General features: G+C 68.9%; 16 protein-coding genes and 1 tRNA gene. All 17 read right to left on the reverse strand.

Annotated features, from left to right (window positions below):
• Nucleotides 1–1,077: an NADH-quinone oxidoreductase subunit NuoH gene (nuoH, locus tag IM725_RS09280; protein ID WP_193780298.1), complete on the reverse strand. Its 1,077-nt coding sequence runs from the start codon at nucleotides 1,075–1,077 to the stop codon at nucleotides 1–3.
• Complete coding sequence (nuoG, locus tag IM725_RS09285; RefSeq protein WP_193780299.1) at nucleotides 1,074–3,212, reverse strand: NADH-quinone oxidoreductase subunit NuoG; 2,139 nt, start codon at nucleotides 3,210–3,212, stop codon at nucleotides 1,074–1,076. Before nuoG ends, nuoH begins: the two co-directional genes overlap by 4 nt.
• Nucleotides 3,209–4,537 (reverse strand): NADH-quinone oxidoreductase subunit NuoF, encoded by a 1,329-nt coding sequence (gene nuoF / locus IM725_RS09290; RefSeq protein ID WP_193780300.1) that lies wholly within the window; start codon nucleotides 4,535–4,537, stop codon nucleotides 3,209–3,211. Before nuoF ends, nuoG begins: the two co-directional genes overlap by 4 nt.
• Nucleotides 4,534–5,025 (reverse strand): NADH-quinone oxidoreductase subunit NuoE, encoded by a 492-nt coding sequence (gene nuoE, locus IM725_RS09295; protein WP_193780301.1) that lies wholly within the window; start codon nucleotides 5,023–5,025, stop codon nucleotides 4,534–4,536. Before nuoE ends, nuoF begins: the two co-directional genes overlap by 4 nt.
• Nucleotides 5,022–6,275 (reverse strand): NADH-quinone oxidoreductase subunit D, encoded by a 1,254-nt coding sequence (locus IM725_RS09300; protein ID WP_193780302.1) that lies wholly within the window; start codon nucleotides 6,273–6,275, stop codon nucleotides 5,022–5,024. Before IM725_RS09300 ends, nuoE begins: the two co-directional genes overlap by 4 nt.
• A gap of 1 nt (nucleotide 6,276) precedes the next feature.
• Nucleotides 6,277–6,891, reverse strand: coding sequence for an NADH-quinone oxidoreductase subunit C (locus IM725_RS09305; RefSeq protein WP_193780303.1), 615 nt, complete (start codon nucleotides 6,889–6,891; stop codon nucleotides 6,277–6,279).
• A gap of 5 nt (nucleotides 6,892–6,896) precedes the next feature.
• Nucleotides 6,897–7,376: a NuoB/complex I 20 kDa subunit family protein gene (locus IM725_RS09310; RefSeq protein ID WP_193780304.1), complete on the reverse strand. Its 480-nt coding sequence runs from the start codon at nucleotides 7,374–7,376 to the stop codon at nucleotides 6,897–6,899.
• A gap of 39 nt (nucleotides 7,377–7,415) precedes the next feature.
• Nucleotides 7,416–7,787, reverse strand: coding sequence for an NADH-quinone oxidoreductase subunit A (locus IM725_RS09315; protein ID WP_193780305.1), 372 nt, complete (start codon nucleotides 7,785–7,787; stop codon nucleotides 7,416–7,418).
• 58 nt (nucleotides 7,788–7,845) lie between these two features.
• A tRNA-Leu gene (locus IM725_RS09320) sits at nucleotides 7,846–7,930 on the reverse strand.
• Between the two features lie 143 nt (nucleotides 7,931–8,073).
• Nucleotides 8,074–8,478: a preprotein translocase subunit SecG gene (gene secG, locus IM725_RS09325; RefSeq protein WP_193780306.1), complete on the reverse strand. Its 405-nt coding sequence runs from the start codon at nucleotides 8,476–8,478 to the stop codon at nucleotides 8,074–8,076.
• Nucleotides 8,479–8,512: 34 nt separating this feature from the next.
• The gene (gene tpiA, locus IM725_RS09330; RefSeq protein ID WP_193780307.1) at nucleotides 8,513–9,268 is read right to left on the reverse strand and encodes a triose-phosphate isomerase; all 756 of its coding nucleotides are present in this window, start codon (nucleotides 9,266–9,268) and stop codon (nucleotides 8,513–8,515) included.
• A 2-nt stretch (nucleotides 9,269–9,270) separates the two neighbouring features.
• Nucleotides 9,271–10,257 carry an NAD(P)H-quinone oxidoreductase gene (locus IM725_RS09335; RefSeq protein ID WP_193780308.1) on the reverse strand — a complete coding sequence of 329 codons (987 nt, stop codon included), beginning with the start codon at nucleotides 10,255–10,257 and terminating at the stop codon, nucleotides 9,271–9,273.
• 3 nt (nucleotides 10,258–10,260) lie between these two features.
• Entirely contained in the window at nucleotides 10,261–12,561 is a 2,301-nt protein-coding gene (pnp, locus tag IM725_RS09340) for a polyribonucleotide nucleotidyltransferase (RefSeq protein ID WP_193780309.1), read from the reverse strand.
• Between the two features lie 180 nt (nucleotides 12,562–12,741).
• Nucleotides 12,742–13,005 (reverse strand): 30S ribosomal protein S15, encoded by a 264-nt coding sequence (rpsO, locus tag IM725_RS09345; protein ID WP_193780310.1) that lies wholly within the window; start codon nucleotides 13,003–13,005, stop codon nucleotides 12,742–12,744.
• A 197-nt stretch (nucleotides 13,006–13,202) separates the two neighbouring features.
• On the reverse strand, nucleotides 13,203–13,784 hold the full coding sequence (locus IM725_RS09350) for a hypothetical protein (protein WP_193780311.1): 582 nt from the start codon (nucleotides 13,782–13,784) through the stop codon (nucleotides 13,203–13,205).
• A gap of 3 nt (nucleotides 13,785–13,787) precedes the next feature.
• Complete coding sequence (locus IM725_RS09355) at nucleotides 13,788–14,960, reverse strand: pyridoxal phosphate-dependent aminotransferase (RefSeq protein WP_193780312.1); 1,173 nt, start codon at nucleotides 14,958–14,960, stop codon at nucleotides 13,788–13,790.
• Between the two features lie 16 nt (nucleotides 14,961–14,976).
• On the reverse strand, nucleotides 14,977–16,198 hold a 1,222-nt coding region (locus IM725_RS09360; protein ID WP_193780313.1), incomplete at its 5' end, for a branched-chain amino acid ABC transporter substrate-binding protein.

Genomic DNA, 16,198 nt, shown 5'->3' on the forward strand with positions numbered 1-16,198 from the left:
TTAATTCCAGATGTTGTAGGGCGTCTGCATCCAGAGGCCGACCACAACGAGCCAGACGAGGGTCACAGGGATGAAGATCTTCCAGCCCAGGCGCATGATCTGGTCGTAGCGGTAGCGCGGGAAGGTCGAGCGCACCCACAGGAACATGGTCACGACCATGAAGGTCTTGATGCCCAGCCAGATCCAGCCGGGAATGAAGGCGAGCGCGGCGAACGGGGGCAGCCAGCCGCCCAGGAACATGACGACGGCCAGGATGGAGACCAGCCACATGTTGGCGTACTCCGCCAGGAAGAACATGGCGAAGCTCATGCCCGAGTACTCGATCATGTGGCCGGCGACGATCTCGGACTCGCCTTCCACCACGTCGAAGGGGTGGCGGTTGGTCTCGGCAAGGCCGGAGATGAAGTAGACGACGAAGATCGGCAGCAGCGGCAGCCAGTTCCAGGAGAGGATGCCCACGCCCATGCTGGCGAACTGGCCCTTGGCCTGGCCCATCACCACGTCGGTCATGTTCAGGCTGCCGGTCACCATGAGCACCACCACCAGGGCGAAGCCCATGGCGATCTCGTAGCTCACCATCTGCGCCGAGGCGCGCAGCGCGCCCAGGAAGGCGTACTTGGAGTTGGACGCCCAGCCCGCGATGATCACGCCATACACCTCGAGCGAGGTGATCGCCATCAGGAACAGCAGGCCGGCGTTGACGTTCGCCACCGCGACTTCAGGGCCGAAGGGGATCACCGCCCAGGCGGCCAGCGCCGGCATGATGGTCATGATGGGGCCGAGCAGGAACAGGCCCTTGCTCGCCACCGTCGGCAGGATGATTTCCTTGGTGAGCAGCTTGAGCGCGTCGGCGATGGGCTGCAGCAGGCCGGAGGGCCCGATGCGGTTCGGGCCCACGCGGATCTGCGTGAAGCCGATGGCCTTGCGCTCCCAGAGCGTGAGGTAGGCCACGGCGCCCATCAGCGGCGCCACCACCACGATGATCTTGATCAGGGCCCACACCGTGGGCCAGCCCATCGCGGTCCACCAGGGCGCCGCGATCAGGCCGTTGCCGAAGCCGTAGAGCTGGTCGATCATGCGGGGACTCCTTCACGGACCGGCGCCGCGCTGCGGGCATCGGCCGTGAGTTGCAGCGAAGGCGCGCGGCGCACGATGCCGTCGAGCTGGTAGATCGAAGCCGCAGCGGGACGGCCCGGCGTGACCGACAGGTCGATCGCGGCCGCGGTTGCGTTGGACAGCTTGCCGCCCTGCACCAGGGGCTGCTCCAGGTCGGCCTTGCCGCGCGCGGCGGCCAGGACGTCCTGGGCGGACTCGAAGTCGAAACCGGCGAGGCCCAGCATGTTGCCCAGCACGCGCAGCACCTTCCAGGCGGGGCGGGATTCGCCCTGCGCCTTGACCACGGCGTGGAAGGACTGCACCCGGCCTTCGGCGTTGACGAAGGTGCCGGGGGTCTCGGTCCACGGCGCGATGGGCAGCAGCACGTCGCTGATGTCCATGTTGGCCTTGAACGGGCTGAGCGTGACGACCATCTCGGCCTTGTTGATGCCTTCGCGCGCGGCGGCGCCGTTGGCGGCGTCGAACGCGGGCTCGGTGTTCAGCAGGATGGCGGCCTTGAGGCCGCCCGCCAGCATCTGGCCGGCGTTCAGGCCACCGGCGCCGGGCACTGCGTTGACCAGCTGCGCGCCCACGGTGTTGGCCGCCTCGGTGAGGTAGCCCACGGTCGCGCCGGTCTGCGCGCCGATCCAGTTGGCCAGGGCCAGCAGGGACGCGGCGTTGGCGTGGTGCGCAGCGGCGTTGCCCAGCAGGAGGGCCTTGCGCTCGCCCGACAGCAGCGCGGCGGCCAGCGCCTTCGCGCTGTCGGTCGCGTTCCCGGCGGCGGGGGCGGCAACGCCCTTGTCCGCGGCCACGGCGGCGGCGATGTCGGCCAGGGCCTGGGCCCACTGGCCGGCGGCCACGACCTGGCGCGCGGCGATGGGCATGGCCCAGTCGTCGGCGGCGTCATGCAGCACGGCCACGCGCGCACCCTTGCGGGCCGCGGCGCGCAGGCGCATGGCGAACAGCGGGTGCTCCTTGCGCAGGTTGGAGCCGACCACCAGCGCGCCCTGCAGCGAGGACAGCGCGGCGATCGTGGTGCCCAGCCAGCGCACGCCTTCGGCGGGCGCGAACTGCGCGTGGCGCAGGCGGTGGTCGATGTTCTCGGAGCCCAGGCCGCGCACCAGCGCGCCGGCGAGGAACAGCTCCTCCACCGTGCTGTGCGGGCTGGCCAGCAGGCCCAGGGCCTTGGCGCCGTGCTGGTCCTTGACCATCTTCAGACCGTTGGCCACGTACTCCAGCGCGGTCTGCCAGTCGACGGTCTTCCACTCGCCGCCCTGCTTGAGCATGGGCGCCGTCAGGCGCTCCTCGCCGTGCAGCGCCTCGTAGGAGAAGCGGTCGCGGTCGGCGAGCCAGCATTCGTTGACCTCGTCGTTCTCCAGCGGGAGCACGCGCAGGACCTTGTTGTTCTTGACCTGGACGATCAGGTTGGCGCCGGTGGAATCGTGCGGGCTGACCGACTTGCGGCGCGACATCTCCCAGGGCCGGGCCTGGTAGCGGAAAGGCTTGCTCGTGAGCGCGCCCACCGGGCACAGGTCGATCATGTTGCCCGAGAGCTCGGAATCGACGGTGTCGCCCAGCACGGTGGTGATCTCGGAGTGCTCGCCCCGGTTCACCATGCCCAGCTCCATCACGCCGGCCAGCTCCTGGCCGAAGCGCACGCAACGGGTGCAGTGGATGCAGCGGCTCATCTCCTCCATGGAGATCAGCGGGCCCACGTCCTTGTGCATGACCACGCGCTTTTCTTCCTCGTAGCGCGAGGCGGAACCGCCGTAGCCCACGGCCAGGTCCTGCAGCTGGCACTCGCCGCCCTGGTCGCAGATCGGGCAGTCCAGCGGGTGGTTGATCAGCAGGAACTCCATGACCGACTGCTGGGCCTTGATGGCCTTGTCGCTCTTGGTGCGCACGATCATCCCGTTGGTCACGGGCGTGGCGCAGGCCGGCATGGGCTTGGGCGCCTTCTCCACGTCCACCAGGCACATGCGGCAGTTGGCGGCGATGGAGAGCTTCTTGTGATAGCAGAAGTGGGGGATGTAGACGCCCGCCTTCTCGGCCGCATGCATCACCATGCTGCCTTCGGCGATCTCCACCTTCTGGCCGTCGAGATCGATTTCAATCATGACGTGACGGTCGCTTTCTGGATCTTGGCCTCGAACTCGTGCCGGAAGTGCTTGATCATGGCGCGCACGGGCATGGCCGCGGCGTCGCCCAGCGCGCAGATGGTGCGGCCCTGGATGTTGTCGGCCACGGAATTGAGCAGGTCGATGTCGGCCTGGCGGCCGTGGCCGTTCTGGATGCGGTCCACCACGCGCCACAGCCAGCCCGTGCCTTCGCGGCAGGGCGTGCACTGTCCGCAGGACTCGTGCATGTAGAAGTACGACAGGCGCAGCAGGCTCTCGACCATGTCACGCGTCTCGTCCATCACGATCAGCGCGCCCGAGCCCAGCATGGAGCCGGCCTTGGCGATGGAGTCGTAGTCCATGGTGCAGGACATCATGATGTCCGCGGGCAGCACGGGCGAGGACGATCCGCCGGGGATCACGGCCTTGAGCTTCTTGCCACCGCGCACGCCGCCGGCGAGCTCGAGCAGCTTGGAGAAGGGGGTGCCCAGCGGGATCTCGTAGTTGCCGGGCATCTCCACGTCGCCGGACACCGAGAAGATCTTGGTGCCGCCGTTGTTCGGCTTGCCACACTCGAGGTAGGCCTGGCCGCCGTTGCGGATGATCCAGGGCACCGCCGCGAAAGTCTCGGTGTTGTTGATCGTGGTGGGCTTGCCGTACAGGCCGAAGCTGGCCGGGAACGGCGGCTTGAAGCGCGGCTGGCCCTTCTTGCCCTCCAGCGATTCCAGCAGGGCGGTCTCTTCGCCGCAGATGTAGGCGCCGAAGCCGTGGGCCGCGTGCAGCTGGAAGCTGAACGTGGAGCCCATGATGTTGTTGCCCAGGTAGCCGGCCGCCCTCGCCTCTTCGAGCGCTTCCTCGAAGCGGTCGTAGGTGTCGAAGATCTCGCCGTGGATGTAGTTGTAGCCCACGGAGATGCCCATCGCGAAGGCGGCGATGATCATGCCCTCGATGACGATGTGCGGGTTGTACTGCAGGATGTCGCGGTCCTTGCAGGTGCCCGGCTCGCCCTCGTCCGAGTTGCACACCAGGTACTTCTGACCCGGGAACTGGCGCGGCATGAAGGACCACTTCAGGCCGGTGGGGAAGCCCGCGCCGCCGCGGCCGCGCAGGGCGGATTCCTTGACGGTGGCGATGACCTGGTCTTGCGTCAGGCCCTCCGAGAGGATCTTGCGCAGCGCCTTGTAGCCGTCGCGCGCCTCGTAGTCCTTGAGGCGCCAGTTGGTGCCGTCCAGGCCGGCGTAGATCTGCGGCTCGATGTGGCGGCCGTGGAAGCAGGTCTGCACCCCGGTGGCCTGGAATTGGGAAAGAACTTGCTGCGGGGTCATGACTGCTGCTCCGCCTTCCTCAGTCCGTCGATCAGCTGGTCGAGCTTGTCGTTGCTCATGAAGCTGCACATGGTGCGATCGTTCACCAGCATCACCGGCGAGTCGGCGCAGGCGCCCAGGCACTCGCTCTGCTGCAGGGTGAACAGGCCGTCGGCCGTGGTCTCGCCCATGGCGACACCCAGCTTGTGCTCCAGGTGGTGCAGCGCCTTCGCGCCATCACGCAGCTGGCACGGCAGGTTGGTGCAGACGTTGAGCTTGTACTTGCCCACCGGCCGCTGGTTGTACATGTTGTAGAAGGTCGTGACCTCGCGCACCGCGATCTCGGGCATGCCCAGGTGCTCGGCGATTTCGCGCTCGGCATCCTGGCTGACCCAGCCCTGCTCCTGCTGCACGATGGCCAGGCAGGCCATCACGGCCGACTGTCGCTGGTCGGCAGGGTACTTGGCGACCTCGCGGTCGAAACGCGCACGGGTGGCGTCGGAAATCATCGGTCGATCTCCCCGAAAACAATGTCCATGGTTCCAATGACGGCCACGGCGTCGGCAATCATGTGGCCGCGGGACATCTCGTCCATCGCGGCGAGGTGGGCGAAGCCCGGCGGGCGGATCTTCAGGCGGTAGGGCTTGTTGGCGCCATCGCTCACGATGTAGATGCCGAACTCGCCCTTGGGGTGCTCCACCGCGGCATAGGCCTCGCCCTCGGGCACGCGCATGCCCTCGGAGAAGAGCTTGAAGTGGTGGATCAGCTCTTCCATGTTGGACTTCATGGACTCGCGGCTGGGCGGCGCGACCTTGTGGTTGTCGGTGATCACCGGGCCCGGGTTGGCGCGCAGCCAGGCCACGCACTGCTGGATGATCTTGTTGGACTCGCGCATCTCCTGCACGCGCACCAGGTAGCGGTCGTAGCAGTCGCCGGTCTTGCCGACCGGGATGTCGAATTCCATCTGGCCGTACACGTCGTACGGCTGCTTCTTGCGCAGGTCCCAGGCGATGCCGGAGCCGCGCAGCATGGGGCCGGTGAAGCCCAGGTTCAGCGCGCGCTCGGGCGTGACCACGCCGATGCCCACGGTGCGCTGCTTCCAGATGCGGTTCTCGGTCAGCAGCGTCTCGTACTCGTCCACGTAGTGCGGGAAGCGCTTGGTGAAGTCTTCGACGAAGTCGAGCAGCGTGCCCTGGCGGTTCTCGTTCAGGCGCTTGATGTCGCGCTCGTTCTTCACGCGGCTGGCCTGGTACTGCGGCATGCTGTCCGGCAGGTCGCGGTACACGCCGCCCGGGCGGAAGTACGCCGCGTGCATGCGCGCGCCGGACACCGCCTCGTACATGTCGAACAGGTCTTCCCGCTCGCGGAAGCAGTAGATCAGCATGTTCATCGCGCCGCAGTCGAGACCGTGCGCGCCCAGCCACAGCAGGTGGTTGAGCAGACGGGTGATCTCGGAGAACATGACGCGGATGTACTGCGCGCGCACCGGCACCTCGATGCCCAGCAGCTTCTCGATGGCCAGGCAGTAGGCGTGCTCGTTGCACATCATGGACACGTAGTCCAGGCGGTCCATGTACGGCAGCGCCTGGATGTAGGTGCGGGTCTCGGCCAGCTTCTCGGTCGCGCGGTGCAGCAGGCCGATGTGCGGGTCGGCACGCTGGATCACCTCGCCGTCCAGCTCCAGCACCAGGCGCAGCACGCCGTGCGCGGCGGGGTGCTGCGGGCCGAAGTTCAGCGTGTAGTTCTTGATTTCTGCCATATCACTGAAGTCCGCCGTACTTGTCTTCGCGGATCACGCGGGGCGTGATCTCGCGCGGCTCGATGGTCACGGGCTGGTAGATGACGCGCTGGCGCTCGGGGTCGTAGCGCATCTCGGTGTAGCCGGAGACCGGGAAGTCCTTGCGGAAGGGGTGGCCGATGAAGCCGTAGTCGGTCAGGATGCGGCGCAGGTCGTCGTGGCCCTCGAAGACGATGCCGTACAGGTCGAAGGCCTCGCGCTCGAACCAGTTCGCCGAGTTCCAGAGGTGGTTGATCGAATCGATCACCGGCAGGTCGTCGTCGGCGCAGAACACCTTCAGTCGCACGCGCTGGTTCAGCGACACCGACAGCAGGTGCGACACCACCGCGTAGCGCGGGCCGTCGTACTCGCCGTTGCGGTAGTCGGCGTAATCCACGCCGCACAGATCCAGCAGCTGCTCGAACTTGCAGCCGGGCGCGTCGCGCAGCATCTGCGCGACGGTCAGGTAGTCGGCGGGCTTGACCGTGACGGTCACTTCATCGAGGCGCAGCTCGATGGACTTCGCCTTGTCGCCGAGGACGGCGGCCAGCGTCTCGCGCAGCGCGGCGGGATCGATCGCGAAGGGGGTGGTCGTCATGCGCGTCAGGCCCTCGCGATGGTCTGGGTGCGGCGGATCTTCTGCTGCAGCTGGATGATCCCGTACAGCAGGGCCTCGGCCGTGGGCGGGCAACCGGGCACGTACACGTCCACCGGCACGATGCGGTCGCAGCCACGCACCACCGAGTAGCTGTAGTGGTAGTAGCCGCCGCCGTTGGCGCAGGAGCCCATGGAGAGCACCCAGCGCGGCTCGGGCATCTGGTCGTACACCTTGCGCAGCGCCGGCGCCATCTTGTTGCACAGCGTGCCGGCCACGATCATCAGGTCGGACTGCCGGGGGCTGGGGCGGAACAGCATGCCGAAGCGGTCGATGTCGTAGCGGGCCGCACCCGCGTGCATCATCTCCACCGCGCAGCATGCGAGGCCGAAGGTCATCGGCCACAGCGAGCCGGTCTTGGCCCAGTTGATCACGGAGTCGACGGTCGTGGTCACGACTCCCTTGTCGAGGATGCCTTCAGTAGCCATTCGCAGAACCTTGTTGGCGGCAATCGGCGCGCCGGGAGATCACTCCCAGTCGAGCGCGCCCTTCTTCCACTCGTACACGAACCCCACCACGAGGATGGTGAGGAAGATCATCATCGACCAGAAGCCCACGGGCCCGATCTCCTTGAGCGCGACGGCCCAGGGGAAGAGGAAGGCGATTTCGAGGTCGAACAGGATGAAGAGGATGGCGACCAGGTAGTAGCGCACATCGAACTTCATGCGTGCGTCCTCGAAGGCTTCGAAGCCGCACTCGTACGGGGAATTCTTCTGCGCGTCGGGCTTGGTGAAGCCTGCGCCCGTGGCGAAGAGCCAGCCCAGGACCTGCGGCAGGACCCCGACTGCGACCCCCACGAGAATGAAGAGGAGGACTGGGAGGTATTGGTCTAGGTTCATGTAGCGCCCGCTCTCACCGCAACAAGCCCCGGACGCGCCGGGGCTTGCATTTCTTGTTTGGTGCCGTCGGCGAGACTCGAACTCGCACAGCTTTCGCCACTACCCCCTCAAGATAGCGTGTCTACCAATTTCACCACGACGGCGTAATGCACCCTGCCGCAAGCGCTGCGCGTGCTTCTCTGTCACGCGCCAGAGGCAACTGACTTATTTTGTTGCGCTTCCGGACAGCCTTGGAGTTTACCCTGAAATCAGGTCCGTCCCCAAGGGAGAACGGACCTTCCCGCCATCATTTGGTCGGGATCTGCGCAGCGCCCGAAGCCGGGGCCGCGGGCACGGCCGCCGCAGAGGCGGCCGGCTGCCCCACGGAGGCGGGAATCTGTGCGGACGAGGCCGGCGCGGCAGCGGGCACGCCGGCGCGCTCGAGCACGCTGCCCGCCGAGTCGGTGGCCGGGCGCAGGTTGCCGAAGTAGGCCAGCGCCAGCGTGCAGGCGAAGAACACGGCGGCCAGCACGGCCGTGGTGCGCGAGAGGAAGTTGGCGCTGCCGGAGGCGCCGAAGAGGCTGCCGGACGAGCCGCTGCCGAAGGCGGCGCCCATGTCGGCGCCCTTGCCGTGCTGGATGAGGATGAGGCCGATCATGCCGACCGCCGCCAGCATCTGGACGGCGAGCACGATGGTGAGCAGTACGTTCATTCTTGTTGACTCCGTGGGCGCGCCCTGCCCCGCTTCAGCGGGCGGACGCGACGATCTGTAGAAAATCCTGGGCCTTCAGCGAGGCACCGCCGATGAGGCCGCCGTCGATGTCGGGCTGGGCCAGCAGCTCGGCCGCATTGGCCGCGTTCATGCTGCCACCGTAGAGCAGCTTGACCCGCTCCGGATGGGTGCTCGCCGCCGCCAGCTGCGCGCGCAGCAGGGCGTGCACCTCCTGCGCCTGCGCCGGCGTGGCCGTCTTGCCCGTGCCTATGGCCCACACCGGCTCGTAGGCCACGACGATCTCGCTGATGCAGTGGCCGTTGGTGTGGATCACCGCCGCGAGCTGGCGCTTGACCACCTCGTGCGTGCGGCCCGCCTCGCGCTCGGCCAGGGTCTCGCCCACGCAGACGATGGGCGTGATGCCCGCCGCGAGCGCGGCCCGGGCCTTGTCGGCCACCAGCGCGTCGCTCTCGCCGTGGTACTGGCGCCGCTCGGAGTGGCCGACGATCGCGTAGCGCACGCCGAACTCACGCAGCATGGCCGCCGAGACCTCGCCGGTGTAGGCGCCCTTCTCGTGGCAGGACAGGTCCTGCGCACCCAGTTCCAGGGCCGAGCCTGCGCACAGGGCGGCGACCTGGGCCAGGTAGGGCGCAGGCACGCAGACGGCGGCGTGCGCGCGCGCGGCACCGGCCTGGACAAGCCCCGCCGCCACCTCGCGCACCAGGGCCTCGTTCGCGGCCAGGCTGCCGTTCATCTTCCAGTTGCCGGCGATGAGCTGTCTCGTGTCCATGCTTACCAGGTCAGCACGATCTTGCCGACGTGCTGGTTCGATTCCATGAGTTCGTGCGATCGGGCGGCGTCGCCGGCGGCGAAGGTGCTGTGGATCACCGGACGGATCGCGCCCGACTCGATCAGCGGCCAGACGTGCTGGCGCAGCGATTGCGCGATGGCGGCCTTGAACTCGACCGGGCGCGGGCGCAGGGTCGAGCCGGTGACCGTGAGGCGCCGGCGCAGCACCAGCCCGGCACTGAAGCCGGCCTGCAGGCCGCCCTGCACCGCGATGATGACCAGGCGGCCGTCCTCGGCCAGGCACTCGACCTCGCGTGCGACGTAGTCGCCCGCCACCATGTCCAGCACCACGTCCACGCCGCGGCCGCCGGTCAGGCGCAGGGCCTCCTTGGCGAAGTCCTGGCTGCGGTAGTTGATCGCGTGGTCGGCGCCCAGCTTCAGGCAGGCGGCGCACTTGTCGTCGCTGCCGGCCGTGGCGATCACGGTCGCGCCCAGGGCCTTGGCCATCTGGATCGCGGTGACACCGATGCCGCTGGTGCCGCCCTGCACGAGCAGGGTCTCGCCCGCCTTCAGGCGGCCGCGGTCGAAGACGTTGCTCCACACGGTGAAGAAGGTCTCCGGCAGCGACGCCGCCTCGATGTCGGACAGGCCGCGCGGCACCGGCAGGCACTGGCCGACCGGGGCCACGCACAGCTGTGCATAGCCACCGCCCGCCACCAGCGCGCAGACGCGGTCGCCGGGCTTGAAGCCGGCCGCGGCCATGGCCGCGGCGTCGCCCGAGACGATCTCGCCCGCCACTTCCAGGCCGGGGATGTCGGACGCGCCGGGCGGCACCGGGTAGTTGCCCGTGCGCTGCAGCACGTCGGGCCGGTTGATGCCGCTGGCCGCGACGCGGATGAGCAGCTCGCCGGCGCCCGGCACCGGGTCCGGACGCTGGCCCAGCCGCAGGACCGCCGGTGCACCCGGCTGGGTGATCTCGACCGCTTGCACGGCTTACTCCTGGCGCGGGTTCTCGTTGATGTCGACCTGCGGCAGCGGCTCGCGCGGCGCCTGCTCGGAACGCTCGCCGCGCGGCTCGCGGGCCTCACGCGGCTCGCGATCTTCGCGCGGGGCGCGGTCTTCACGCGGACGGCGCTCGCCGCGCGGCTCACGGTCGCGGTACTCGCGCGGCTCGCGCGGACGCTCTTCCGGCATGCCGGCCGGGCGCTCGAGCAGGGCCTTCATGGACAGCTTCACGCGGCCCTTCTCGTCCGTCTCCAGCACCTTGACGCGCACCACCTGGCCTTCGCTCAGGTAGTCGCTGACCTTCTCCACGCGCTCGTGGGCGATCTGGCTGATGTGCAGCAGGCCGTCCTTGCCGGGCAGCAGGTTGATCAGCGCGCCGAAGTCCAGCAGCTTGGTGACCGGGCCTTCGTAGATCTTGCCCACTTCCACTTCGGCGGTGATCTCGGCGATGCGCTTCTTGGCGAACTCGGCCTTGTCGGCGTCGGTGGAGGCGATGGTGATGGTGCCGTCCTCGCCGATGTCGATGGTGCAGCCGGTTTCCTCGGTCAGCGCGCGGATGGTGGCGCCGCCCTTGCCGATCACGTCGCGGATCTTCTCCGGGTTGATCTTCATGGTGTACAGGCGCGGCGCGAAGGTGCTGACCTCGGTCTTGGCCTCGCCCATCGCTTCCTGCATCTTGCCCAGGATGTGCATGCGCGCTTCCTTGGCCTGGGCCAGGGCGACCTGCATGATTTCCTTGGTGATGCCCTGGATCTTGATGTCCATCTGCAGGGCGGTGATGCCGTTGGTCGTGCCGGCCACCTTGAAGTCCATGTCGCCGAGGTGGTCCTCGTCGCCCAGGATGTCGGTCAGCACCGCGAAGCGGTTGCCTTCCTTGATCAGGCCCATGGCGATGCCCGCCACGTGCGCCTTCATGGGCACGCCGGCGTCCATCAGGGACAGGCAGCCGCCGCAGACCGAGGCCATGGAGGACGAGCCGTTGGACTCGGTGATCTCCGACACCACGCGCATGGTGTAGGGGAACTCTTCCTTGCTCGGCAGGCAGGCGATCAGCGCGCGCTTGGCGAGGCGGCCGTGGCCGATCTCGCGGCGCTTGGTCGAGCCCATGCGGCCCACTTCACCGGTGGCGAACGGAGGCATGTTGTAGTGGAACATGAAGCGGTCCTCGAACTCGCCGGCCAGCGCGTCGATGCGCTGGGCGTCGCGTTCGGTGCCCAGGGTGGTGACCACCAGGGCCTGCGTTTCGCCACGCGTGAACAGGGCCGAGCCGTGGGTGCGGGGCAGCACGCCGTTGCGGATCTCGATCGGGCGCACGGTGCGGGTGTCGCGGCCGTCGATGCGCGGCTCGCCGGCCAGGATCTGGCTGCGGACGATGCGCGACTCGATGTTGAACAGCAGCTCGTCGACCTTGGGGCCATCAACGGCGACGCCGCCTTCCTTCAGGCTGGCGTGCACGCTGGCGGTCACGTCGCGCAGGGCCTGGGTGCGGGCCTGCTTGCTGCGGATCTGGTAGGCGGCGCGCAGCTTTTCCTCGGCCAGCTGCTCGACGCGGGCGATGAAGGCCTCGTCGCGGGCGGGCGGCTGCCAGTCCCACACCGGCTTGCCGGCGTCACGCACCAGCTCGTGGATCGCGTTGATCGCGATGCGGGCCTGCTCGTGGCCGAAGACCACGGCGCCCAGCATCACTTCCTCGGACAGCTGCTGCGCCTCGGACTCGACCATCAGCACGGCGGACTCGGTGCCGGCGACGACCAGGTCCAGGTCGGACATCTTGCGGGCGGTCTGGCCGGGGTTCAGCACGTACTCGCCGTTGACGTAGCCCACGCGGGCCGCGCCCACCGGTCCGGCGAAGGGGATGCCGGAGATCGCCAGCGCGGCGCTGGTGCCGATCAGGGCGGCGATGTCGGCGTCGACCTCGGGGTTCAGCGACAGCGTGTGGATGACCACGTGCACTTCGTTGAAGAAGCCCTCGGGGAACAGCGGGCGGATCGGGCGGTCGATCAGGCGGCTGGTCAGGGTCTCGAGTTCGCTGGGCTTGGCTTCACGCTTGAAGAAGCTGCCGGGGATCTTGCCGGCGGCGTAGGTCTTCTCGATGTAGTCGACGGTCAGGGGGAAGAAGTCCTGGCCGGGCTTGGCGGTCTTGGACGCGGCCACGGTGGCCAGGATGACGGTGTCGTCGATGTTGACGATCACCGCGCCGTTGGCCTGGCGCGCGATCTCGCCGGTTTCCAGCGTGACGGTGTGGGAGCCCCACTGGAAGGTCTTGGTGACTTTGTTGAAGATGCTCATGTTCTCTCTCCTGTTCGTGATGGAAGGGAGGGACAGGGGGCGAACACGATGCCATTCCAGAAGCAGCCGGGGGCCGCTTGTGGAATGACACAGCGCGCGTTCGTTTCTGTCGTCTCCGGATGTGAAAAACGCCTGAGCAAGCGCTGTCGCTTCCTCAGGCGTCGTTCATTCGGTGCAGGCTTACTTGCGCAGGCCCAGCTTGCCGATCAGGGCCGTGTAACGCTCGGCGTCCTTGTTCTTCAGGTAGGCCAGCAGGCTCTTGCGGCGGTTCACCATGCGCAGCAGGCCACGGCGGCCGTGGTGGTCCTTGGCATGGGTCTTGAAGTGGGGGGTCAGTTCGTTGATGCGCGCGGTCAGCAGGGCGACCTGCACTTCCGGGCTGCCCGTGTCGGCGGCGCCGCGGGCGTTGGCCTTGACGATCTCGGCCTTGTCGATATTGCTCATGGATGTCCTTGAAGGTTTTTGACTTGCGAGGGCCGGCGGGACTGCCCACCCACGTGCGTTCCACCCATCTCGGGCAGAACCGGTGGAGTATAGCAGGAGACACCGTCCCCCCCGAAGCGCCTGCGGCGCCTCCCCCCAGGGGGCGCCACCACTGGCCCGGCAGAGCCGGTTCCAGGGCGGCCCTGGGGCTGTCGCGCTCAGGGCGCTCGCAGGGCCGTCACCAGCAGGGCCGCCAGCCCCGGCCACTGGGCGAAAGGCGCCAGGAAGCGGGCGTAGGCCTCGTACTCGGCCTTGTTGGTGGTCGTCATGGCCCGGCCCTGGTGCAGGCCGGGGAAGCTGCGGGCCACCACCTCGCGGTCGCAGGCGACGCACAGGCGGTCGCGCTCGACCGGGGCCGCGCTGAGCGGGGCCCAGTCCAGCACCCAGCCGCCGGCGGCCGCGAAAGCGGCCAGGAACTCGCGAAGCGCAGGTCGGCACTCGGCGTCGAAGGGGTGCAGCTGGTCCAGGTCACCGTGCAGTCGCGCCAGCAGCGCAGCCGCCGCAGCCGGCTCCAGGCCGCGCAGGGCCGCCGGCCCGCCGGTGGCCGCCAGGGCCGCCGAGACCCGGGCCTCGAGCCCACCGCCCGGCGCGAACTGCAGCTTGTAGTGGTGCCAGGAGGCCTCGAGCTGGCGCCCGGCCACCGGCGCGTCCGCGCCCGCGCGCCAGGGCGCAGGCGCCCCGCCCTGCTGGCGAGCCTGCGCAGCCTGGAGCGCCGCCGCGTCGAACACCGCTGCGTCCATGCCTCAGCCCTGGTGGCGCTGCGCCAGCAGCCAGCGCTTGAGGCGGGTGATGCCGTCCTCCAGCCGCGAGATCTCGCGCGAGGCGAAGCACCAGCGCAACCAGCCCTGCCCTTCCGGCCCGAAGGCATTGCCGGGCGCCAAGCCCAGCCCGGCCTCGGCCACCAGGCGCTTGGCCAGGTCCAGCGAATCGGGAAAGCCCTGGATGCGGAAGAAGGCGTACATGCCGCCGGGCGACGGCGCCACGGTCACGCCCGGCAGCTGGCGCAGGCGCCCGACCAGCGTGTCGCGGCAGGCCTTCAGGTGCCGCACCACGCGCGGCGTCACCTCGTCGGTGCGCTCGATCGCGACCTGGGCGGCGCGCTGCGTGAACACGCTCGCGCAGGAGGTGTTGAACTCGATCAGCTTGCCCACGTGCGGGGCCACCGCGGTGGGCAGCACCAGCCAGCCCATGCGCCAGCCGGTCATGAGGAAGCTCTTGGAGAAGCTGTGCACCACGACCACGCGGTCCTCGGCGGTGGCGATGTCCAGGAAGCTGGGGGCGCACCCGTTGGGGCTGGGCTCGTAGTAGAGGCGCTCGTACACCTCGTCGGCGAGGATCCAGGTCCCGGTGGCCCGGCAGTGGTCCAGCAGGGCCTGCTGCTCGGCGCGGCTAGCGCTCCAGCCCGTCGGGTTGTTGGGTGCGTTGATCACCAGCAGGCGCGTGGCCGGGGTGATCGCGTCCAGCAGGGCCTGCAGGTCCAGCGCCCAGGCGCCGTCCTCGCGCGGGGCCAGCGGCACGCAGCGAACCTTCGCCCCGAGGATGGCGGGCTGCGCCGTGAGGTTGGGCCAGACCGGCGTCACCGCCACCACCTCGTCGCCCGGGTCCACCAGCGCCTGCACCGCCACCATGAGCGCGCTCACGCCCCCCGAGGTGACGGCGATGCGCGCCGCGTCCACGGGGCCGTGCAGCCGGCTGGTGTAGGCCGCGATGGCGGCACGCAGGCCGGGCTCGCCGTAGTTGTGGGAGTAGAAGGTCTCGCCCTCGCGGATCGACGCGATGGCGGCCTCGCGGATGAAGTCGGGGGTGACCTCGTCGCTCTCGCCGAACCAGAAGGCGAGCACGTCGCGCCGGCCCAGGCCGGCGTTGGCCACTTCGCGGATCTTGGAATCCTCGAGGTTCAGGATGGCACTGCGCATGGCGGGCAAGTATCCCTCAGGCCGGCCGCTGCATGCGGCAGGTGGTGGGCATCTCGGCCTGCGCCGGGCTCAGCACCTTGACCACGCGGAAGCCGTAGCCCGAGCCCTCGACGTCGAACTTCACCCCCGGCGCGCCCTGGCGGTCCATCAGGCCCACCACCAGCGGCTGCTGGAACTGGTGGTCGGACGCGCGCATGGTGCCGGTCTGGCCGGCCATGCTGACCTGCGCATGCTCCAGCTGGCGCGCCACGGCCACCGCCTCGGTGCCGCCGGCGGCGTCGATGGCCTGGGCCAGCGCCTCCACCATCAGCTGCATGCGCAGGTGCACGTAGTCGTCGGCGGGGTTGGGATAGCGGCGGTGGAAGGCCTCGTAGAAGCTCTCGCTCGCGGCGCCCGGCATGTTGGGCAGCCAGTCGGCCACGGCCAGCACCTTGCCCACGCCGGCGTCGCCGATGGCGGCCGGCGCGCCCAGCGCGTTGCCGTAGAAGGTGTAGAACTTGCCCTCGAAGCCGGCCTCGCGCGCGGCCTTCACCAGCAGGGTGAGGTCGCTGCTGAAGTTGCCGGTGATGACGGCCTGCGCGCCGCTGGCCTTGATCTTGGCCGCATAGGGCGCGAAGTCCTTGATGCGCAGCAGCGGGTGCAGCTCGTCGCCCACGATGCGCACGTCGGGGCGCTGGGCCGCCAGCTGGCGGCGTGCCTCGCGCAGCACGCCCTGGCCGAAGCTGTAGTCCTGCCCGATGAGGTAGGCCGAGCCGACCGAGCGGTCCTCCTTCAGCAGCGACATCAGCGCGGCCATGCGCATGTCGGCGTGCGCGTCGAAGCGGAAGTGCCAGAAGCTGCACTTCTCGTTGGTGAGCACCGGGTCCACCGCCGAGTAGTTGAGGAACAGCACACGGCGCTGCGGATCGCGCGCGTTGTGCTTCTCCACGGCCTCGACCAGCGCGGCCGCCACGGCCGAGGAATTGCCCTGCAGGATGAAGCGCGCGCCGTCGTCGATGGCCGAGCGCATGGCGGAGAGCGCCTCCTCGATCTGGCCCTTGCTGTCGTAACGGATGAGCTCCAGCGGCCGGCGACCGTCGGCTGTCTTCACGCCGCCGCGCTGGTTCACGCGCTCCACCGCCCACACGAGGTTGCGGAACACGGCCTCGCCGCCGTTGGCGTTGCCGCCGGACAGGCCTTCCACCAGGGCCAGCTTCACCGTCCGCGGCGTGGCCTGGGGGGCGGGCTGGGCGAATGCG

The sequence above is a fragment of the Ramlibacter aquaticus genome, from assembly GCF_015159745.1.
Lineage (GTDB): Bacteria > Pseudomonadota > Gammaproteobacteria > Burkholderiales > Burkholderiaceae_C > Ramlibacter > Ramlibacter aquaticus.